General features: G+C 43.6%; 24 protein-coding genes. All 24 read left to right on the top strand.

The annotated features are described in order from the left end of the window. Positions 1-8: 8 nt before the first annotated feature. The 24 genes from rnz to PAN94_RS04105 all read left to right on the top strand — a co-directional run bounded on the left by rnz (position 9) and on the right by PAN94_RS04105 (position 21,420). The gene (rnz, locus tag PAN94_RS04220) at positions 9-938 is read left to right on the top strand and encodes a ribonuclease Z (protein ID WP_285874774.1); all 930 of its coding nucleotides are present in this window, start codon (positions 9-11) and stop codon (positions 936-938) included. A gap of 40 nt (positions 939-978) precedes the next feature. Further along, positions 979-1,470, top strand: a complete 492-nt coding sequence (locus tag PAN94_RS04215) for a DUF7832 domain-containing protein (RefSeq protein WP_285874773.1) — start codon at positions 979-981, stop codon at positions 1,468-1,470. A gap of 27 nt (positions 1,471-1,497) precedes the next feature. Further along, complete coding sequence (locus PAN94_RS04210) at positions 1,498-2,253, top strand: SDR family NAD(P)-dependent oxidoreductase (protein WP_285874772.1); 756 nt, start codon at positions 1,498-1,500, stop codon at positions 2,251-2,253. Positions 2,254-2,259: 6 nt separating this feature from the next. Further along, complete coding sequence (locus tag PAN94_RS04205) at positions 2,260-2,970, top strand: class I SAM-dependent methyltransferase (RefSeq protein ID WP_285874771.1); 711 nt, start codon at positions 2,260-2,262, stop codon at positions 2,968-2,970. A gap of 38 nt (positions 2,971-3,008) precedes the next feature. Further along, positions 3,009-4,061, top strand: coding sequence for an acyltransferase family protein (locus PAN94_RS04200; RefSeq protein WP_285874770.1), 1,053 nt, complete (start codon positions 3,009-3,011; stop codon positions 4,059-4,061). Between the two features lie 219 nt (positions 4,062-4,280). Then, positions 4,281-6,500: a single-stranded-DNA-specific exonuclease RecJ gene (gene recJ, locus PAN94_RS04195; protein ID WP_285874769.1), complete on the top strand. Its 2,220-nt coding sequence runs from the start codon at positions 4,281-4,283 to the stop codon at positions 6,498-6,500. A 120-nt stretch (positions 6,501-6,620) separates the two neighbouring features. Then, positions 6,621-7,133 (top strand): adenine phosphoribosyltransferase, encoded by a 513-nt coding sequence (locus PAN94_RS04190; RefSeq protein WP_005590499.1) that lies wholly within the window; start codon positions 6,621-6,623, stop codon positions 7,131-7,133. 100 nt (positions 7,134-7,233) lie between these two features. Next, positions 7,234-8,175, top strand: a complete 942-nt coding sequence (gene metA / locus PAN94_RS04185) for a homoserine O-acetyltransferase MetA (RefSeq protein ID WP_285874768.1) — start codon at positions 7,234-7,236, stop codon at positions 8,173-8,175. Between the two features lie 9 nt (positions 8,176-8,184). Further along, entirely contained in the window at positions 8,185-8,865 is a 681-nt protein-coding gene (locus PAN94_RS04180; RefSeq protein ID WP_285874767.1) for a DnaD domain-containing protein, read from the top strand. Between the two features lie 67 nt (positions 8,866-8,932). Then, a complete protein-coding gene (gene yghU / locus PAN94_RS04175; protein ID WP_285874765.1) occupies positions 8,933-9,721 on the top strand; it encodes a glutathione-dependent disulfide-bond oxidoreductase in 789 nt (262 codons plus the stop codon). Positions 9,722-9,840: 119 nt separating this feature from the next. Next, positions 9,841-10,530: a tRNA (adenine(22)-N(1))-methyltransferase gene (locus PAN94_RS04170; RefSeq protein WP_148888517.1), complete on the top strand. Its 690-nt coding sequence runs from the start codon at positions 9,841-9,843 to the stop codon at positions 10,528-10,530. Beyond that, positions 10,517-11,317 (top strand): Nif3-like dinuclear metal center hexameric protein, encoded by an 801-nt coding sequence (locus PAN94_RS04165; RefSeq protein ID WP_285874764.1) that lies wholly within the window; start codon positions 10,517-10,519, stop codon positions 11,315-11,317. Before PAN94_RS04170 ends, PAN94_RS04165 begins: the two co-directional genes overlap by 14 nt. Positions 11,318-11,328: 11 nt before the next feature. Further along, positions 11,329-12,438 (top strand): NAD(P)/FAD-dependent oxidoreductase, encoded by a 1,110-nt coding sequence (locus PAN94_RS04160; protein ID WP_285874763.1) that lies wholly within the window; start codon positions 11,329-11,331, stop codon positions 12,436-12,438. Further along, the gene (locus tag PAN94_RS04155) at positions 12,435-13,475 is read left to right on the top strand and encodes a hypothetical protein (RefSeq protein ID WP_285874762.1); all 1,041 of its coding nucleotides are present in this window, start codon (positions 12,435-12,437) and stop codon (positions 13,473-13,475) included. Before PAN94_RS04160 ends, PAN94_RS04155 begins: the two co-directional genes overlap by 4 nt. Positions 13,476-13,574: 99 nt before the next feature. Further along, positions 13,575-14,045, top strand: coding sequence for an 8-oxo-dGTP diphosphatase (locus tag PAN94_RS04150; RefSeq protein WP_285874760.1), 471 nt, complete (start codon positions 13,575-13,577; stop codon positions 14,043-14,045). 22 nt (positions 14,046-14,067) lie between these two features. Then, positions 14,068-14,892: a ZIP family manganese transporter TmpA gene (gene tmpA, locus PAN94_RS04145; RefSeq protein WP_285874757.1), complete on the top strand. Its 825-nt coding sequence runs from the start codon at positions 14,068-14,070 to the stop codon at positions 14,890-14,892. Between the two features lie 134 nt (positions 14,893-15,026). Beyond that, positions 15,027-15,896, top strand: coding sequence for a glucose-1-phosphate thymidylyltransferase RfbA (gene rfbA, locus PAN94_RS04140; RefSeq protein WP_285874756.1), 870 nt, complete (start codon positions 15,027-15,029; stop codon positions 15,894-15,896). A gap of 4 nt (positions 15,897-15,900) precedes the next feature. Then, positions 15,901-16,494, top strand: coding sequence for a dTDP-4-dehydrorhamnose 3,5-epimerase family protein (locus PAN94_RS04135; protein ID WP_015605114.1), 594 nt, complete (start codon positions 15,901-15,903; stop codon positions 16,492-16,494). A 5-nt stretch (positions 16,495-16,499) separates the two neighbouring features. Next, positions 16,500-17,078 carry a hypothetical protein gene (locus PAN94_RS04130; protein WP_285874752.1) on the top strand — a complete coding sequence of 193 codons (579 nt, stop codon included), beginning with the start codon at positions 16,500-16,502 and terminating at the stop codon, positions 17,076-17,078. Next, on the top strand, positions 17,071-18,117 hold the full coding sequence (gene rfbB, locus PAN94_RS04125; protein ID WP_061909284.1) for a dTDP-glucose 4,6-dehydratase: 1,047 nt from the start codon (positions 17,071-17,073) through the stop codon (positions 18,115-18,117). The genes PAN94_RS04130 and rfbB overlap by 8 nt, the downstream gene beginning before the upstream one ends. Before the next feature lie 201 nt (positions 18,118-18,318). Next, positions 18,319-18,921, top strand: coding sequence for a hypothetical protein (locus tag PAN94_RS04120; protein WP_285874745.1), 603 nt, complete (start codon positions 18,319-18,321; stop codon positions 18,919-18,921). Between the two features lie 211 nt (positions 18,922-19,132). Beyond that, a complete protein-coding gene (locus PAN94_RS04115; protein WP_005590484.1) occupies positions 19,133-19,426 on the top strand; it encodes a cupin domain-containing protein in 294 nt (97 codons plus the stop codon). 116 nt (positions 19,427-19,542) lie between these two features. Next, positions 19,543-20,673 carry a radical SAM family heme chaperone HemW gene (hemW, locus tag PAN94_RS04110; protein ID WP_223367460.1) on the top strand — a complete coding sequence of 377 codons (1,131 nt, stop codon included), beginning with the start codon at positions 19,543-19,545 and terminating at the stop codon, positions 20,671-20,673. A gap of 3 nt (positions 20,674-20,676) precedes the next feature. Continuing rightward, entirely contained in the window at positions 20,677-21,420 is a 744-nt protein-coding gene (locus tag PAN94_RS04105) for an acyl-[acyl-carrier-protein] thioesterase (RefSeq protein WP_223367461.1), read from the top strand. Position 21,421 lies beyond the last annotated feature (1 nt).

Raw genomic sequence — 21,421 nt, 5'->3', positions numbered from 1 at the left:
AGAAAAATATGCAATTACAATTTTTAGGAACCGGAGCCGGTCAGCCGTCCAAGGCTCGCAATGTGTCCAGTCTTGTTCTCAAGCTTTTGGAGGAAATCAATGAAGTCTGGATGTTTGATTGCGGTGAAGGTACCCAGAATCGAATCTTGGAAACTACCATCAAACCTCGTAAGATTTCAAAGATTTTCATCACGCACCTGCACGGCGACCACATTTTCGGTTTGCCGGGTTTCCTCTCTAGCCGAGCTTTTCAGGCCAATGAAGAGCAGACGGATTTGGAAATTTATGGGCCAGTCGGTATCAAAAGCTTTGTGATGACAAGCTTGCGCGTGTCTGGTTCTCGCCTGCCTTATCGGATTGATTTTCATGAGTTTGATGAAAACAGTCTGGGAAAGATTCTGGAAACGGACAAGTTTACTGTTTATGCGGATAAGCTAGACCACACGATTTTCTGCGTGGGTTATCGGGTGATGCAGAAAGATTTGGAAGGAACGCTGGATGCGGACAAGCTGCGCGAGGCGGGCGTTCCTTTTGGTCCTCTCTTTGGAAAAGTCAAGAATGGTCAGGATATCGTCCTAGAAGATGGCACCAAAATCATAGCAGCCGATTATATCTCAGCTCCTCGTCCGGGTAAAACTATTACCATCCTGGGTGACACCAGAAAGACTGACTCAAGTGTTCGCCTGGCTGTGGCTGCGGATGTGCTGGTTCATGAAGCGACCTATGGCAAGGGAGATGAAAAGATGGCCCGCAAGCATGGTCATTCTACCAATATGCAGGCTGCGGAAGTGGCTAAGGAAGCCGGTGTCAAACACCTCCTGCTCAATCATGTCAGCGCTCGCTTCTTATCGAAAGACATTAGCCAAATGCGTCGTGATGCCAGTGCTGTCTTTGAAAATGTCCATGTAGTCAAGGACCTGGAAGAAGTTGAGTTATAATTTTCCATTTTTAGGACAGTTTCGTTGAGAGGAAAATAGGATGGCAGTTGAAAATCGTTTATTCGATAAAGCTGATTGGTATTTTGAGGATGCATTAACCAACTATCTTTATAGTTACAACTTAAAAAACGAAGAATTGACACAAGATGATTACCGAGAGATTCATCGTTGGGCTGCGAATCATATTGGCTTCTTTGTGACTTGGCTAATCCAGCATGACGCAAAGGAAATGATGACTCCTGATGAAGAAACATCACTCCAAAGTGTCAAAAACGAGCAAACTTCTGGAGTGGATTATCTTTTAGACTGGTGCGATGGCAAATTGGGAACAATGGATGTCAAAAGGGACTTTCAGGCTTTTGTGAACGATTACTATGAACATCAGTACATGAAGGATTATTCCGAATTTGTAGTCAATGACTTGTACGACCTACCTTTGGAATTTTTAGGTAGCTGGGAGGATTATCATCTTTTTGCTCCGGTCATTGATCAAGCCTATGCTGACTATTTAGCTGGAAAAAGATTTCATTAAACAATCAACACTTTGAAAGGGATAGAGATGCGCACCATCATCATTACAGGCGCTAGCGGTGGGCTGGCTCAGGAAATGGTTAAACTCTTGCCCCATGACCGACTGATTTTGGTCGGACGGAGCAAGGCTAAGCTGGAAAAACTATATGGAGAAAAAGAAAATCTTGACCTAGTGGAGCTGGATATCACAGATAGCTCAGCTTTGGAAAGATTTGCTGAGCGGGTTGACAGACAATACGGGCACGTCGATGTCCTAGTCAATAACGCTGGCTATGGGATTTTTGAGGAATTTGACAAAATCAGCTCAAGCGATATCGAGGCCATGTTTGAGGTCAATACCTTTGCCTTGATGAACCTGTCCCGTATTTTTGGAACTCGCATGAAGCAGGCAGGTCAAGGTCATATTGTCAATATCGTTAGTATGGCTGGCCTCATTGCAAGCAGCAAGTCCAGTCTATACTCAGCGACCAAGTTTGCAGCGATTGGTTTTTCCAATGCCCTGCGTTTGGAGCTTCTGCCTTTTGGAGTCTATGTTACGACAGTTAATCCCGGGCCTATCAAAACAGCCTTTTTCGATCAGGCAGATCCTGACGGTTCCTATGTGAAAGCAGTGGACAAATATATGCTTGAGCCAGACTTTGTAGCAGGCAAAATTGTCAGCTCCTTTGGCAAAAAGAAGCGGGAAATTAATCTACCTAGGATTCTCAATCTAGCGCACAAGCTTTATACCCTGTTCCCAAAAATTGCCGACAAGATGGCGGCCAATATGTTTAACTATAAGTGAGGTTTTATGACAGCTAATCTACAAGCCTACAAGGCTCATCTGCAGGCGCCTTGGGGCAAGCTTCAGTATGATATTGTTTTTGCTTTTCTTAAATCTCTGAAGGGACAGAAAATCCTTGATTTCGGCAGCGGTTTTGGGATTGTGGCTGATTTTCTAGCGGAAAAGAACCAAGTGACCGCCATCGAGCCAAGCCCAGAGATGATTGCCGAGCGCAAGCAGGACTTTTATTATGAGCAATTGCAAGGCAGCTTGGACCTTCTGCAAAAATTGCCAGACCAGTCTTTTGATGTCATCATCTGTCATAATGTTTTAGAGTATGTGTCTGAGCCAGCTCTCTATTTAGCTGAATTTTCCCGTCTCTTAAAAAAGGATGGAAAAATTTCTCTGATCAAGCATCACGAGGTTGGGCGCATTATGCATACGGTGGTTTTTGAAAATGACCCAGAAAAGGCCCAGCGGCTTTTGGCGGGTCAGGAATATCAAACCCACAGCATGGGAGCTGCTAAGGTCTATCAGGTTCAGAAAGTGATTTCAGGTCTTCCCTTAGAAGTTGAGGATTATCAGGGGGTACGAATTTTTTACGGGCTGCAATCCAATGACTACAAAACTGCCCCTGACTGGTCTGAAAAGATGCTTGAAATGGAGCTAGCTGTCTGCAACCAATCTCCTTATCGAGACATCGCTGCCTTTCAGCATGTTTGGCTGAGCAAGCGCTAAATCTATTTATTAAGCATATCTTCCTAGGGAGAGTATTTATGACGGAAAGAAATGTCAGAGAGTCAGAGAAGCCGGTCAACTACGCCATGCTCAGTTTGTTTCAGTATATAGCTTCAATTTTGGTAATTTTGGTGCATTGTCAGCGACTTTTTGAAAATGAAGTCTTACATTTTACTCAGAAAAGCATGTTTGGTCGCATGGCAGTGCCCTTTTTTCTGATTTCATCAGCTTTTATGCTAAAATCCAGCTTGGCTAAGAAGCAGGATATGAAGCTGTACATTAAGCGTATTTTGAAGCAGTATCTTTTGTGGAGCGGGATTTATGTTCCTTATGCTTTGGCGTATTTTTGGACCTTGCCAGTTCAGAAACATTACGCTCCTTTGGCCTTGTTGGCTGGGATTTTGTATATCGGCTTATGTTATCAACTTTGGTACATTCCCGCCTTTCTCTTGGGCCTTTTACTTGTTCACTATGTTTATAGAAAATGGGGTGCTAGAAAGACGGGCATTTTTCTACTCCTGCTTTATGTAATGGGATCAATCGAGACATACTACGCTTATTTCTCACATAGCTGGCTTACCCAGTCTTTTGACACCTATGCTAAGATTTTCTTCACCACCCGAAACGGTATTTTCTATACTCCCATTTTTATTTACTTGGGCTATCTTCTTTATGATTATCAGCAGTCTAGCATTTTTAGGAAAGATTATGGGAAAAAGCTATTCTTGTCTGGCCTTCTTTTGCTGCTAGATGGGTGGATTGTCTTCATCCATCAGGGGATTGATAAGAACTTCTTTTTGGCTTTGCCTCTCTTTGCTTTATTTCTGGTGAATTGGATTTTGCGTACAAGAATTGGTCAAAACTGGCATCTGTATCACCTCAAAGAATTGAGCATTTTATATTTCTTTTTGCACCCGATTTTTATAGAATCCTCTTTTTATCTGCTCCAGAAGACCGATTTTGCCAAGTGGCAGCAGGGAAGGATTGTCTTTTTGCTAACCTTGCTCTTGACTCATCTAAGCGCAGAAGTCATTTTATTAGCTCGGAAGCGCTTGTTTTTAAAGCAAAGACTTACAAAGGAAATAGGATAGCGAAAGGAAGTTAGTAAGTTGGATATGACGATCGGAGAAGTTCTAGCTGGTAAGCGAAAATCCAGCAAAATTGACCTTGCTCGAATTTTAACCGATTGAGGAAGTAAAACATAAAGTGATAGAACAGAAGAAATATTCCGTGTCTTTTTCTTCTGTTCTGTCGCTTTTTCATGTTATAATATTCAGACAAGATTGAACGGAGAGAGTGTTTCACTTATCATGATTAGCTCAAAATACGACTGGCAATTTGCCACTAATTTTACAGACGAAAAATTTTTAAAAAAGGCTAAGAAAGCTGGATTAGAACCTGCCGCTGCCAGTCTTCTTTATCAAAGAGGCGTGCAGACTGAAGAGGCCTTACAGGAATTTTTGGAGCCTAGTTTAGACCAGCTTCACGATCCTTATGACCTGCATGATATGGAGCGAGCAGTGGAGCGCATTCGTGCAGCGATTGAGAATTACGAGCAGATTTTGATCTATGGTGATTATGATGCAGATGGGATGACCTCAGCATCGATTGTCAAGGAAGCCTTGGACCAGCTGGGGGCTGAGTGTCAGGTCTATCTGCCCAATCGCTTTACGGACGGCTATGGTCCTAATAGCAGTGTTTACAAGTATTTTATTGAAAATCAAGGCATCTCGCTCATTATTACAGTGGACAATGGAGTGGCGGGCCTTGAAGTGATCGAGCTGGCTCAGTCTCTGGGCGTGGATGTCATCGTGACGGATCACCACTCCATGCCGGAGGAGCTGCCAAATGCCTATGCAATCGTCCATCCGGAACATAGCGGAGCGGATTACCCTTTCAAGCATTTAGCTGGTTGTGGGGTGGCTTTTAAGCTGGCAACAGCCTTGTTGGAAGAAGTCCAAGTCGAACTTTTGGACTTAGTTGCCATTGGCACTATTGCCGACATGGTCAGTCTGACGGGGGAAAATCGGATTTTGGTCAAATATGGTCTTTCCGTCCTCAAAAATACCCAGCGAGTAGGACTTCAGGAACTCTTCAAAATCGCAGGCATTCAGCCAGATGAGCTAGACGAAGAAACGGTTGGTTTCCAGCTTGCTCCCCGACTCAATGCACTGGGACGGCTGGATGATCCAAATCCAGCGGTTGAGCTTTTGACAGGCTTTGACGATGAAGAAGCTCGTGACATTGCGCTCATGATCAACCAGAAAAATGACGAGCGCAAGGAAATCGTCCAGCAGATTTATGAAGAAGCACAAACCATGCTGGATCCTAAGAGACCAGTGCAGGTATTGGCTAAGGAAGGTTGGAACCCTGGTGTACTAGGAATTGTCGCTGGGCGATTGCTGGAAGAGCTGCACCAGCCAATCATAGTGCTTAATATCGAGGATGGCATCGCTAAGGGTAGCGCCCGCAGTATTGAAGCGGTCAATATCTTTGAGGCTTTGGACAGTCACCGCGACCTCTTTCTAGCCTTTGGTGGCCATGCTGGAGCAGCTGGAATGGCTCTCGAAGCAGACAAGCTGGCGGAGCTTGCTGATATTCTGACAGCCTACATCTTAGATAATGATTTGGATTTGACTGGTAAAACAACCCTCTATTTAGACGAGGAGTTGCACCTGCCAGAACTGTCCTTGGATACACTCAAAAGCTTTGAAAAACTGGCGCCTTTTGGTATGGACAATAAGAAGCCGCTTTTTTACCTCAAGGACTTTAAAGTGGACAATGCTCGGACTATGGGGGCTGGCAATAGCCATCTCAAGCTGAAAATTTTTCAGGAAGACGCATCTTTTGAAGTAGTAGCTTTTGGGCAAGGAAGCCTGGCGACAGAGTTTGCCCAGACCAAGAATCTAGAGCTAGCTGTCAGCCTCTCTGTCAATAAATGGAACGGCCAGACCAGTCTCCAGCTCATGCTGGTAGATGCTCGTGTGGACGGCGTACAGCTTTTCAATATCCGCAGCAAAAATGCGACACTGCCTGACAAAGTTCCAATCTTGCGTTTCACTGAGGAATTGCCGGATTTGACAAATAGCAGAGCAGTTGTGGTTTATGACCTGCCCGATGACTTGCAGGATTTGAAGAAGATTCTTCAGTCTCAGAATTTCGATGCTATTTACTTTAAGAATGAGATTGCCAAACCTTACTATCTGACCGGTTATGGTACTCGTGAGCAATTTGCTAAACTCTACAAGACCATCTATCAGTTCCCTGAGTTTGACGTTCGCTATAAACTTAAAGAGTTGGCGGCTTATCTGAAAATCGATCCAATTCTCTTGGTCAAAATGATTCAGATTTTTGAAGAGTTGGGCTTTGTCAGCATCACCGAAGGCGTCATGACGGTCAATAAGGAAGCTGAAAAGAAAGAAATTGATAGCAGTCTTATTTACCAAGACCTCAAGCGCCTAGTCAAAGAACAAGAACTCATGGCTCTGGGCACTGTGCAGGAGATTTATGATTATTTGATGGACAAATAAGGGAAATCCCTCTATTTTCCAAACATTTCATATCTAAAAATATTTGAAAGTCTGCTAGAGCCTTTTTGAATAAAACATGGTATAATAGAGAGTAAAAAATTTTTTGAAAGAAAGAACATTATGAATTTAAAAGATTATATTGCAACCATTGAAAACTACCCAACGGAAGGGATTCTCTTCCGTGATATTAGCCCTTTGATGGCTGATGGGAATGCCTATAGCTACGCTGTACGTGAAATTGTACAGTATGCGACTGACAAGGAAATCGACATGATCGTCGGTCCAGAAGCGCGTGGCTTTATCGTAGGATGTCCAGTTGCCTTTGAATTAGGAGTTGGCTTTGCTCCTGTCCGTAAGCCAGGCAAGCTTCCACGTGAAGTTATCTCAGCGGACTATGAAAAAGAGTATGGTGTAGATACTCTGACTATGCATGCGGATGCAATCAAACCTGGTCAACGCGTTCTGATTGTTGATGATCTTCTTGCAACTGGTGGAACTGTTAAGGCAACCATTGAGATGATTGAGCGCCTTGGTGGCGTAGTGGCTGGCTGTGCCTTCCTCATCGAGTTGGATGAGCTCAAAGGTCGCGAAGCAATCGGCGATTATGACTATAAAGTATTAATGCACTACTAAAGATATAGCTTATTACTATATCTAGTTAGAGAAAAAGTATAATTGAAAACTATATCTCCTTTGAGTATAATAGGTATATTAAACAAAAGGAGATATTTTCATGCCTATCAAGATTGATAAGAAGCTTCCCGCAGTTGAAATTTTAAGCTCTGAGAATATCTTTGTCATGGATGATGACCGGGCAGACCACCAAGATATTCGTCCTCTGAATATTTTGGTACTCAATCTCATGCCCCAGAAAATGGTAACGGAAACACAGATTTTGCGTCATTTGGCCAATACGCCTTTACAGCTGACCATTGAGTTTCTTTATATGACTTCTCATACATCGAAGACCACTCAGGCAGAGCACATGCAGACCTTTTACAAGACTTTTGATGAGGTCAAACATCGTTTCTTTGATGGCTTGATTATCACAGGAGCGCCAGTAGAGCATCTGCCCTTTGAGGCGGTAGACTATTGGGAGGAATTCCAGCAAGTGATTGAATGGTCCAAGACTCATGTCTTTTCGACTTTGCATATCTGCTGGGGGGCTCAGGCTGGCCTTTATGCCCGCTATGGCGTGGATAAGCACCAGATGGAAGAGAAACTTTCGGGTGTTTACGAGCAGTCAACTCCAAGCAATAATCTGCTTTTTAGAGGTTTTGATGATGAATTTATCACGCCTCATTCAAGGCATACAGAAGTGCTGAAGGAAGACATTCTGAATCTGACCAATCTAGAAATTCTCTCTGAGGGCGAAAAGACTGGCTTGTCTGTTTTGGCAAGCCGTGACTTGCGAGAGGTGTATAGCTTTGGTCATATGGAGTACGACCGTGATACCCTTGCCAAGGAGTATTTCCGTGACTTGGAAGCGGGCAAGGATCCTCATATTCCTGAGAATTACTTCAAGAATGATGATGTGAATACGACTCCTTGTCTGCGCTGGAGTTTGGCGGCAGCTCTCTTTTTCAGTAATTGGGTCAATTATGCAGTCTATCAAGAAACGCCATTTGATTGGCAAAGTCCAGAGAATGATGCATCCTTCTTTGCTTATTTATAAAGAGGTACTATGACTTATTTAGCAGCTTACAAAAATGGCAACTTGGTTCTTCCAAGTGCCCTCTTTTTGCATTTTAAAGACATTTTTGATTCCAGTGATGATTTTTTGGTCTGGCAGTTTTTCTATCTGCAAAATACCACCTCATTGGAGGAGTTTGCGCCTAGTCAGATTGCGGAGCATATTGGCAAGACCTTGTCCGAGGTCAATCGTTCCATGTCCCATCTGACGGAAAAAGGCTTGCTCCAGTACAGAACCATTGAACTGAATGGGGAAATTGAAGCGATTTTTGATGCTTCACCAGCATTAGAAAAGCTAGATGAGCTTTTGGAGATTTCTGGTCCTACTGGGTCAAGGCCAGTGTCGGATGGTAACCTTCTCAAGGAACTGGTTGAAACCTTCCAGCAAGAGCTAGGTCGTCTTTTGACTCCATTTGAAATTGAGGATTTAACCAAGACCATTAAGGACGATCAAACCAATCCAGACCTGGTCAAAGCTGCTTTACGCGAAGCGGTTTTCAATGGCAAGCCTAATTGGAAATATATCCAGGCGATCTTGCGTAATTGGCGGCGGGAAGGTATTACAACCCAAGCTCAAGTAGAAGCCAAACGGGCGGAGCGTGAAGCAAGTAATCCACAGAATGTAACGGTTTCGGATGATTTCCTCAAGGCCATGAATTTGTGGAAGGACTGACTTTATTTGATTTACAGCGGCCTGTTAGATATGACAGGCCCTTGATTTTATAAAAAAGGAGAAAAGTATGACCTATCAATTGCCAAAAGTCTGGTCTGCTGCGGACAGCGACCAAGGAAAATTTTCAGGTATCAATCAGCCTACTGCAGGTGCTCGTTTTGAGCAGAAGCTTCCTGTTGGTATAGAGCCTTTTCAGCTTTATTCGCTTGGGACTCCTAATGGAGTCAAGGTAACGATTATGCTGGAGGAACTGCTGGCAGCAGGGGTGACAGAGGCAGCCTATGACCTCTATAAGATCAGCATCATGGACGGCGACCAGTTTGGCTCAGATTTTGTGAAAATCAATCCCAACTCCAAGATTCCGGCCTTGTTGGATCAGTCAGGTCATAAGCCGATTCCTGTCTTTGAATCAGCAAATATCCTGCTCTATCTGGCAGAGAAGTTTGGAAAGCTGATTCCGTCAGATTTGGCTGGTCGAACTGAGGTGCTCAACTGGCTCTTCTGGCAGACAGGAGCGGCGCCCTTCTTGGGAGGCGGATTTGGTCATTTCTTTAACTATGCACCAGAAAAGCTAGAATATCCTATCAACCGTTTTACGATGGAAGCCAAGCGACAGCTAGATTTACTGGACAAAGAATTGGCTAAGAAAGCTTATATCGCTGGAGATGACTATAGCATAGCAGATATTGCTATCTGGTCTTGGTATGGTCAGTTAGTGCAAGACAAGATCTATACTGGAGCAGCGGAGTTCTTAGATGTTGCATCTTACAAACATCTAGTTGTCTGGGCGGAGAAGATTGCGGCCCGTCCGGCAGTCCAGCGTGGTTTAGCTGCCGAGTATCAAGAAATCAAATAAAAGGTGACAAGTGGCGAGACAGAATCAGTTTATTAACAGGCTGATTTTTGTTCCGCTGCTTTTTTTATACCCTTAAAAATGATATACTGAATAGAAGAATGTTTAGAAAAGAGTAAGCAATGCAAAAAAAGACGATTTCTCAACGCTTGGAGCGAGTAGCTGCTTTTGTGCCAGATGGGGCAAAGTTGCTGGATGTTGGGAGTGATCACGCCTATCTGCCTATTTACCTGATTCAGCAGGGACGGATTGAGAAGGCTCTGGCCGGTGAAGTGGTAGAGGGGCCTTTTCAGTCTGCCCAGAAAAATGTGGCAGAGCATGGGCTGACGGAGCAGATTGAGGTTCGCTTGGCCAATGGTCTGGCGGCTTTTGAAGCGGAAGATCAGATTGACACCATCGTCATCGCTGGCATGGGTGGTCGCTTGATTTCAGAGATTTTGGAAAATGGCAGAGCTAAGCTTGCGTCTGTTTCCCGCTTGATTTTGCAGCCCAATAACCGAGAGGATGAGCTCCGCAGCTGGCTGGTATCTAACGGTTTTCGTTTGTTGGCTGAGGATATCTTAGAAGAAGCTGGAAAGTTTTATGTAATCCTAGTGGCAGAAGCAGGTCAGCAAACTTTGACAGAGCAAGAAAAGCGTTTCGGGCCTTTTCTGCTAGAGCAGAAATCGTCTGTTTTTCAGCAGAAATGGCAAAAAGAACTGAAAAAACTTGAAGGAGCACTGGCCCATATCCCAGAAAAGAATCAGCTAGAACGCTCTGCTATGACCCAAAAAATCGAAAGTATCAAGGAGGTACTCCATGTTAGCAAGTGAAATTATCGCCCGTTATGAAGCCTATTGCCCGCAAGAACTGTCCATGGAGGGCGACATTTCGGGCCTGCAAATCGGGACTTTGGACAAAGAAGTGGACAAGGTTCTGGTAGCGTTGGATATCCGCGAGCAGACGGTGGCGGAGGCCATTGGGGCAGGTGCTGGATTGATTATCGTTAAGCATGCGCCTATCTTTCGCCCACTTAAGGACCTAGTGGCAGATAAGGCACAAAATCAAATGATCTTAGACCTCATCAAGCATGATATTGCTGTCTATGTCAGCCATACGAATATTGATGTCGTGGAGGATGGGCTCAATGACTGGTTCTGCCAGCGTTTGGAGATTGAGGAGACAAGTTTTCTCAGTCAGACAAGCCCAGAGCATGGTATTGGCCGCGTAGGGAGGATTGCTCCTCAGACTTTTGGGGACTTTGCGGCTAAGGTCAAGGCAACTTTTGGACTAGATAGTTTGCGTCTGGTGGCTTATGAAGAAGCAGACCTCCTCGAACGCGTCATTGATCGTGTGGCTATCTGTGGTGGCAGTGGTCAGTCTTTCTATCCAGAGGCCATTGCTAAGGGAGCGCAAGTCTACATTACAGGTGATATTTACTATCACACAGCTCAGGAAATGCTGACAGAAGGGCTTTTGGCGCTTGATCCTGGACACCATATCGAAGTTCTATTTACGGAAAAATTGAAAGAAAAATTTGATACTTGGAAGGCAGAAGAGGGCTGGAAAATTGAGATTCTGGCTAGTCAGGCTTCGACCAATCCTTTCCGACATATTTGAGAGGGAGCGACATGAAAAGAGTAGCAGTGATTGGAGCTGGGATTGTTGGCTCAACAGCCGCTTACTATCTATCCAAATCCCCAGATGTGGAAGTGACTGTCTTTGATGACGGCGAGGGGCAGGCAACCAAGGCAGCTGCTGGCATTATCAGTCCTTGGTTTTCCAAGCGTCGCAACAAGACTTGGTACAGGATGGCGCGTTTGGGCGCTGATTTTTATCAAGATTTAATTGCGGATTTGAAAGCGGCTGGAATCCAGACAGACTTTTACCAACAGACAGGTGTCTATCTGCTGAAAAAAGATGAGAGCAAGCTGCAGGAGCTTTATGATTTAGCTGTTAATCGTCGGGAAGAGTCGCCGCTGATTGGGGAGTTGAGTCTTCTCAGCCGTCAGGAAACCCAGGAGAAATTTACAGACTTGCAAGGCTTTGAGCGGCTTCTCTATGCTTCCGGTGGTGCCCGTGTGGAAGGAGCACTCTTGACGGAGACGCTTCTAAAGGCCAGAAAGGCAGAGTTGGTTGAGAAAAAGGTAAGCCTGGCAGTAGATGGGGAGCAACTTCTGGTGGATGGTCGTAGTTTTGACTGTGTCATCTTAGCTGTGGGGGCTTGGCTGGGAGAAATCTTGCTGCCACTGGGCTATAAGACAGATGTTCGGCCTCAAAAGGGACAGCTACGTGATTTCAAGCTAGCTGAAAAGACAGATGACTACCCTGTTGTGATGCCTGAGGGTGAGCTGGATATTATTCCTTTTCTAGCAGGTAAGGTCAGTGTCGGTGCCAGTCATGAAAATGATCAGGGCTTTGATTTGACGGTAGATAAGACGGTATTGGATCAGTTGCAGCAAGAAGCGGAAACTTATTTGCCGAGGTTGGCTACTGCAGAGATTCTAGGCGAGCGCGTGGGAACGCGGGCTTATACCAGCGACTTTTCTCCTTTCTTTGGCGCTGTGCCAGACTTGCCGCATGTTTATGCTGCCAGTGGATTAGGCTCTTCTGGTCTGACAACTGGTCCGCTCATCGGACGCCAATTAGCTCAGATGGTTTTAGGAGAAGCGGGGCTGCTGAATCCAGCTGACTATCCTATTGAGCGGTACGTAAAGAAGATACTTATGGAAAACAAATGATTATAATATTCCTCGTTTTACTCTTACTAGTAATATCAATCTTAATCTCAATCTCACTTATTCTATTTACCAGACATAAAAGTCGTTCTCAACATTCTCTTGATGCTCAAAATAATGGAGGAAGTCAGGAACTAGCAAAGAATACAAAAAAGAAAATAGGCTTTGGTGTTTTGGGCTGTTTCCTATCTAGTGTGGCGATCGTTTTTCTCATGGCTCTTGTCTCTATGTTTCTGAATTTCATAGATATATGGGGAGTTTTTGTACGAGTGCCGAAATATGAAATGATACAGGCTGTTCAGCGCTCTTATAAGCAGAGTGGATTTGAAGGAACGGTCAGAGTTATAGATGCTAATAAAAACTATACCTCTTTTGCTGGTTATTTAATCAGTGCTGAGTATTCTGAGGAAATTGAGGGGAAAATGGTTAAGATCGGTGACCGAATTGAGTATTACACCTCTCGGGATGAGAAATATGGAAAAACGGATATTGACCTACAGCTTGAAAAGGGAGATGCGATTTATCAAGCTTTCCCTAGTATCGCTTATACGGGACTAGAGCTGAGTCCGGGGTATAGTGAAACTTTAGAGACTGTAAAAGATAGTTTTGCAAGGGCGGATAAGAAGAAACTATATCTTGAATCTCTTGATTTTATGATAGATAAGGATGCGCCAAATATTGATGCATACGAGGCTCTGATAAAAAAGAATCGAGCAGAAGGCCAGCCTTTGCAGGGCTTATACCCAATCCCTATTTCTGACATGTTGGAAAAAGAGGCTCTTGCCATTGAAATGAAGGTAATTTTGAACGTGGAGCAAGACGATGGATCTATCATTAGTATTGGCCAAGACCAGAAGAATGATGATAAAATTAAGCAGATTTTACAAGAACAGCTAGATTTAACGAAGCTACTAAATGCACGTTATCTTATGGTCATTAGTGTCGGGAAACATAGTAAGTCTTCTGGATTTGGTAAATACGAGGTCCTTGTTCAAAATCATCAGATCGTTCGATTTTCTATCCAAAATAAAGAATATTGAGTTGGAATAACTCTTTTTGGGAGCTTGCTTTCAATTACAGCTTGTGCTTGTGCAATTGTATGATTTAAAGTTACTAGTTCCATGTGGAGAAGGTTTGATATGACAGAAACTATTTTGAATTGGGTCAATATTTGTGTAAAAAAAGATGATGAAATCCTACTGCTTAATCGCCAGCACGATAACTTTAAAGGGTGGATACAACCAGGTGGGAAGGTGGAGTTTCCAGAATCTTTTTTCGAAGCTGCAAGGCGCGAATTAAAAGAAGAAACAGGGCTGACTGCTCTAAACTTGAAATTGAAGGGAATTTCAGGCTTCACTAATCCGAGTAAAAAAGAACGGTATGTGTATTACGATTTTCTTTGTACTGCATTTGAAGGGCAAGTCAGGGGAAACGATCATGAAGGGGAGCCCAAATGGTGGAAGATTTCCGAACTTGGCCAAATAGATATGCAGGACGACATACGTGAACGTTTGCCCCTCTACTGGCGGAAAGGCTCTTTCGAGCGGATTCATTACTGGAATGAGGAAAAACACTGTATCGGCGAAACCAAGACGATTTTGTATGATTGATTTCAGAGGATAAGGAGAAGTTATGGACTGGTTACGATCGCAGCCTCTGGTTATGCAGGCATTCTTGGCTAGGCTTTTTACATGGGGATGTACTATTGTGGGCTCGGCTGTTGTATTTTTCTTTAAAAAGGTCAGTCGTAAGTTGCTGGATATTATGATGGGCTTTGCGGCGGGCGTCATGATTGCGGCTTCCTTTTGGTCGCTTCTGGCACCATCAATTGAATATGCGCAAAGTTCTTATGGCAAGCTGTCTTGGCTGCCTGCAGCGATTGGCTTTTTAGTGGGCGGCTTTTTCCTGCGGCTGATTGATGCGGTGGTGTCTCACTTGCACTTGAGCAAGGATATTTCGGAGGCAGAGAGTGTTCCTGAGCATAGCCGAAAGAAACTGTCCAAGACGGCTCTGCTCTTTTTAGCCATTACCATTCACAATTTTCCAGAAGGTTTGGCAGTCGGAGTAGCCTTTGGCGCTTTGGCCGCCAATCCAAGTCCGGAAGTCTTTGTTGGCGCGATTGGCCTAGCTTTGGGAATTGGACTGCAGAACGTCCTAGAAGGAGCGGCGCTGTCCATTCCGATTCGGACGGACGGAAAGTCTCGGCTTAAGGCCTTCTACTGGGGCTCCATGTCTGCGATTGTAGAGCCAATCGGTGCTGTTCTGGGAGCGGTAGCTGTTATGGCCATGACAGCGATTCTGCCCTATGCCCTCTCCTTTGCGGCAGGAGCCATGATTTTCGTGGTGGTAGAGGAGCTGATACCGGATTCGCAGACCAATGGCAATACCGATGTTGCGACTTTAGGTCTCATGGTGGGCTTCGTTCTCATGATGGTTTTGGATGTGGCTTTGGGGTAATGTCAAATTAGAATCAAATAGCGGAAGAAAGCGGAATTTCCGCTCTTTTTCTTTTATTTAAGGGGTGTGAAAAGGATGACATCCGCTTTCAAAAATGGTAGAATAAGGAGAATACATTAAGAGAGGAAACTCATATGAAAGGTATTATTCTTGCAGGTGGTTCTGGTACTCGTTTGTACCCATTGACCCGCGCTGCGTCAAAACAGCTCATGCCGGTTTATGACAAGCCCATGATTTATTATCCGCTGTCAACTCTTATGCTGGCTGGTATCAAGGACATCTTGATTATCTCCACTCCGACAGATTTGCCTCGTTTTGAGGATCTGCTGGGTGACGGCTCTGAGTTTGGCATCAAGCTCTCTTATGCTGAGCAGCCAAGTCCGGACGGACTGGCACAAGCCTTTATCATTGGGGCTGATTTTATTGGAGATGACAATGTAGCGCTGATTCTTGGGGATAATATTTACCATGGGCCAGGTCTGAGTAAAATGCTCCAAAATGCTGCGGCTAAGGAAAAAGGAGCAACTGTTTTTGGCTACCATGTCAAGGATCCAGAACGTTTTGGTGTTGTAGAATTTGATGAAAATATGAATGCTATCTCCATCGAAGAAAAACCAGAACAACCTCGCTCTAACTATGCAGTGACTGGACTCTATTTCTACGATAACGATGTCGTAGAAATTGCCAAGAACATCAAACCAAGTCCTCGCGGAGAACTGGAAATCACTGATGTCAACAAGGCTTACTTGGAACGTGGTGATTTATCTGTTGAGCTCATGGGACGTGGTTTTGCTTGGTTGGATACAGGAACTCACGAAAGTCTCTTAGAAGCGGCTCAATATATCGAAACAGTTCAGCGTATGCAGAATGTTCAGGTGGCAAATCTGGAAGAAATTGCCTATCGTATGGGCTATATCACTAAAGATCAAGTGCACGAATTGGCGCAACCGTTGAAGAAGAATGAATACGGACAATACTTGCTCCGTTTGATTGGAGAAGCATAAGAAGATGACAGAACAATTTTTTGATAAGGAATTAGCAGCGCGTGAGGTTCCTGGAATCCCAGGTATGCTGGAGTTTGATATCCCTGTTCGTGGGGACAATCGAGGCTGGTTTAAGGAGAATTTCCAAAAGGAAAAAATGCTGCCGCTAGGCTTTCCTGAAAGCTTTTTTGCAGAAGGAAAACTGCAAAATAATGTCAGCTTTTCTCGTAAAAATGTCCTGCGTGGTCTTCATGCTGAACCATGGGACAAGTACATCTCAGTTGCAGATGATGGTAAGGTGCTAGGATCTTGGGTCGACCTGCGTGAAGGTGAGACCTTTGGCAACACCTACCAAACAGTAATCGATGCCAGCAAGGGGATTTTTGTGCCACGGGGCGTCGCCAACGGCTTCCAAGTCCTTTCTGACACCGTTTCCTATAGCTATCTGGTGAATGACTACTGGGCTCTGGAACTCAAACCTAAGTATGCCTTTGTCAACTATGCAGACCCAGCTCTAGGCATTCAGTGGGAAAACCTAGAAGCAGCAGAAGTCTCAGAAGCAGACAAGAACCATCCATTACTCAAGGATGTCAAACCACTAAGAAAAGAAGATTTGTAAAATTTATGAAATTATCAGAATATTCAGAAAGTCGCGAAGCTATTAAAGCTATTGTAAATTTTGGTTTGTCTATAACTTTGCTATCAATTGTTTCTGTTATAAAAGGTGCTATAAACAGTGGTAGTGAATTTCAATATTTAGATTGTTTATCAATATCAGTAACCGGCTTTCTCATCATGTTTGTTAGTTTGTTCTCTAATCAAGAAGTTTTTGATGAGTGGAAAGAAGGATTTCGAAAGCATACAAGAAATCAAAGGTTCTTATTTTTAGGAGGTCCTATCTTATTAATCTTAGTAATTATTGGCATGGCTTGGTTTCTAAGAGATTGCAAATTTATGCCAAATTTGTCAGATTTGGCTTCTTTCCTTGGGACATATGATATATTCCCTGGGACATATGATGTATTTCGTATCGTTTTCTGTATTTTAGAATTTATTTTTCGTTCGGGAATAAATTTTGTATTTTATTTTTGGGGTAGTGTTCTACTTTCTATGGTGTGGATTTCTCTAAGTGCATATAGCTACGATTTCTTTTATAAAAAGTTGTTAGAAGACCAAGGTAAGAAAGGAAAAATCAATGACTGAATACAAAAAAATTATCGTGACAGGTGGAGCTGGTTTCATCGGTTCTAACTTTGTCCACTATGTTTACAATAACTTTCCAGATGTTCATGTGACAGTGCTGGACAAGCTGACTTACGCGGGTAATCGAGCTAATATTGAAGAGATTTTAGGCGACCGCGTTGAGTTGGTTGTTGGAGATATTGCTGATGCAGCCTTGGTAGATAAGCTAGCTTCTGAAGCTGATGCTATTGTTCACTATGCGGCAGAAAGCCACAATGATAACTCGCTCAATGACCCGAGTCCGTTTATCCACACCAACTTCATCGGAACTTACACACTTTTGGAAGCCGCTCGTAAGTACGATATTCGTTTCCACCATGTGTCGACTGACGAGGTTTATGGTGACCTGCCTCTGCGTGAAGATTTGCCAGGTCATGGAGAAGGACCAGGTGAGAAGTTTACTGCTGAAACCAAGTACAATCCAAGCTCGCCTTACTCATCAACCAAAGCAGCTTCAGACTTGATTGTTAAAGCTTGGGTGCGCTCATTTGGCGTCAAAGCGACGATTTCTAACTGTTCAAACAACTATGGTCCTTACCAGCACATCGAGAAGTTCATTCCGCGTCAAATCACCAATATCTTGAGCGGTATCAAGCCAAAACTTTATGGCGAAGGTAAAAACGTCCGTGACTGGATTCATACCAATGACCATTCATCAGGCGTTTGGACGATTCTGACTAAGGGTCAAATCGGTGAAACTTACTTGATTGGTGCTGATGGTGAGAAGAACAATAAGGAAGTGCTGGAGCTGATTCTCAAGGAAATGGGACAGCCAGCTGATGCTTATGACCATGTGACAGATCGTGCGGGTCATGACCTTCGCTATGCTATTGATGCCAGCAAGCTCCGCGATGAGCTAGGATGGAAGCCAGAGTTTACCAATTTTGAAGCAGGTCTCAAAGAGACCATCAAGTGGTACACAGACAATCAAGACTGGTGGAAATCAGAAAAAGAAGCAGTCGAAGCCAACTATGCTAAGACGCAACAAGTGATTAAGTAAGAATAGAATATTTATGCTAAGCCCTGTTATACAGGCAATATGCGACTAAGAGGCTGGGATTATTTGTCCCAGTCTTTTTTATAGGATTGTTAGCCTTTTAATCTGTTTGTTACAGAAAATGATGTAAAAATAGTGTAAAATGAGATAAATCCTTTCTGTGTTTTCGGCTAAGGATATTTCTCAAAGTAAAGGAAGACAGATATGAAATTGATCAAAAGATTGGTGGGAATTGTTTTGGTACTATTACTTGCAGCAGTGCTATTTCTGGTTCCTTCCTCTATCAATCCGAATGAACAACTAAAAAATGTTCAAGCTAATACTTCGTGGGAAAGTATGATTGAGCCGACTTTGAACAATGCTAATGTGACAGCTCAGGGAGTCAGCACGGAGGTCTCTCTCAATAGCGTACAGCTCAATCAGGTGCTCAAGTCTTCGCTGACTGACTCTGAGAATCAGGAGCTGCTGAACAGTGCTTACAGTATTGAAGGCAATAAGCTACGCATTCAGTATCCGGTAAAGCTATTTTTTATTGATAGTAAACTGGATCTAGAGGTGGATGTGACGGTGAAGGGGAGTGCTTTATACATCACAATTGATAGTGCCAAGCTAGGCATCCTTCCTATCCCTAAATCCTGGGTGACTGGCATGCTGAAGCAGCAACTGCAGACCTCTAATTCGACTATCACGACGGAAGGAGATAGTTTCCTTATATCTCTGCCGCAGAGTCCGTTCAGCATTGACAAAATCAGCCTGCAGAATGGAGTTGCTAAAATCCAGATCAGTATGGCTTATGGAATTCAATGATTTTGAAATCTAATTTAAACCAAATTTCTAGATTGAAGAAAAGACCTATTTTAGGTGACGTTCTTCAATCTTTTTATATTTAAGAAAATTGATCGAATAGAGCATGATGAAAATACCATATTATGTAACTTTGTAAGTATCAATTAGGAATATTAAAAAATTCTGACAATTCTTCGGAATTATGCTAAAATGAAAAAAAGGAGGGAAAACGATGAAATTTTACTCAATAGATCCAAATGTTGATGTGGTTGAAACTCCGGTCGAAGAGCAAGGACGTCTCATCCGCCATTTGCACCTTGCTAAAGGAAAACAAATCCCTGAACATAGTGCAGATGCTCTTGTTACAGTTGTCTGTCTAGAAGGAAAAGTGGATTTTACTGCCTTAGGAGAAACTGTACAATTAGTACCGGGAAGTTTTCTGACAATGGAGCCGAATGAACTTCATAGTTTATATGGCGTAGAAGAGAGCCATGTTTTAGTGATTCAGCAGTTGCTTTATCCGTGATCTACTCGAACAGATGCTCTTTCAACATTAACTCAAGGAATTTTTCTATTTCTTGAGTTTTTTTATTCTATTTTCCAAGAGGGCTTTGTCGCTAATTTTATGCTATAATAAATACTATGCAAACTAAACCAACTTCTGCCTATGTGCATATTCCTTTTTGTACTCAGATTTGTTATTACTGCGATTTTTCCAAGGTTTTTATCAAAAATCAGCCGGTAGATAGTTATCTGGAGCATTTGATTGAGGAGTATGATTCTTACGACATCAAAAAGCTCCGTACCCTCTATATCGGTGGTGGGACTCCGACGGCTCTATCGGCGACTCAGTTGGCTTTTTTGCTGGAAAAGTTGACGGACAAGCTGGATTTGTCTTATTTAGAAGAGCTGACTATTGAAGCCAATCCTGGGGATTTGGATCAGGAGAAGATTGCTGTACTTAGAGATTCCCCTGTCAATCGGGTTTCGCTGGGCGTACAAACCTTCAACGACCGCATGCTTAAGCAGATTGGCCGCAGTCACTTGGAAAAGGATATCTATGAGAATATTGCCAATCTCAAAAAAGCGGGTTTTGACAATATTTCGATTGATCTGATTTATGCCCTGCCCAAGCAGACTATGGAAGATGTGAAAACCAATGTAGCCAAGGCCATTGCTCTGGATATTCCCCACATGAGTTTGTACAGCTTGATTTTAGAAAATCATACGGTCTTTATGAATCGAATGCGGCGAGGGAAGCTGCCTCTACCCAAGGAAGACTTGGAAGCGGAGATGTTTGAATACATTATTTCGGAGTTGGAAAAGGCGGGCTTTGAGCATTACGAGATTTCTAATTTTTCCAAGCCAGGCTTTGAGAGCCGTCACAACCTCATGTACTGGGACAATGCGGAGTATTATGGTATCGGAGCGGGAGCTTCTGGCTATGTCAATGGTGTCCGCTATAAAAACCACGGACCGATTCGTCATTATCTGCAGGCAGTGGAAGTGGGCAATGCCCGTGTGCAGGAAGAAGTGCTGACGCTGAAAGAAAAGATGGAAGAAGAGATGTTTCTAGGACTGCGGAAGAAGTCAGGTGTTTCTAAAAAGCGCTTCGAGGAAAAATTCGGTCTTTCCTTTGAGGACCAGTACGGTGCTGTTGTGGCTGAGCTGACTGAGCAGGGCTTGCTAGTGCCAGACAAAGACATCGTGCGCATGACTAAGAAGGGCCTCTTTTTGGGCGATACGGTTGCTGAGAAATTTATATTGGAGTAAATCATGGGCTTAACTTATCAAATGAAAATGAAAATTCCCTTTGATATGGCGGATATGAATGGCCATATCAAGCTGCCAGATGTCATTTTGCTATCCTTGCAGGTGTCGGGCATGCAGTCGATTGAGCTTGGCGTCAGTGACAAGGACATATTGGAGCGGTATAATCTAGTCTGGATTATCACGGACTATGATATTGATGTGACACGACTACCACGATTTGCAGAGGAAATCACCATTGAGACAGAAGCATTGACTTACAATCGGCTCTTTTGCTACCGTCGCTTCACAATTTTTGATGAAGCAGGTCAAGCTATTATCCAGATGATGGCAACTTTTGTCCTTATGGACCGAGATAGTCGGAAGGTTCATGGGGTGGAGCCTGAGATTGTTGCACCTTATCAGTCTGATTTTTCTAAGAAATTGCTGCGCGGTCCCAAGTATCCAAACTTGGAAAATCCTATCAGCAAGGACTACCATGTGCGCTTTTACGACTTGGATATGAACGGCCATGTCAACAATAGCAAGTATCTGGACTGGATTTTTGAGGTCATGGGAGCAGACTTTCTTACCCAGCATATTCCTCAGAAAATCAACCTGAAGTATGTCAAGGAAGTCCGACCAGGCGGCATGATTGCTTCTAGCTATGAACTAGATGGCCTGCAGAGTAATCACCAGATTTCCAGTGACGGTGAAGTCAATGCCCAGGCTATGATCACTTGGCAAGAGATAAAAGAGATTAGAAAGTAAT

The sequence above is a fragment of the Streptococcus sp. SC1 genome (assembly GCF_030272855.1).
In the GTDB taxonomy this organism is placed as follows: domain Bacteria; phylum Bacillota; class Bacilli; order Lactobacillales; family Streptococcaceae; genus Streptococcus.
Note: the sequence above shows the minus strand (reverse complement) of the source record. Positions and strands in the feature narration are given on the sequence as shown.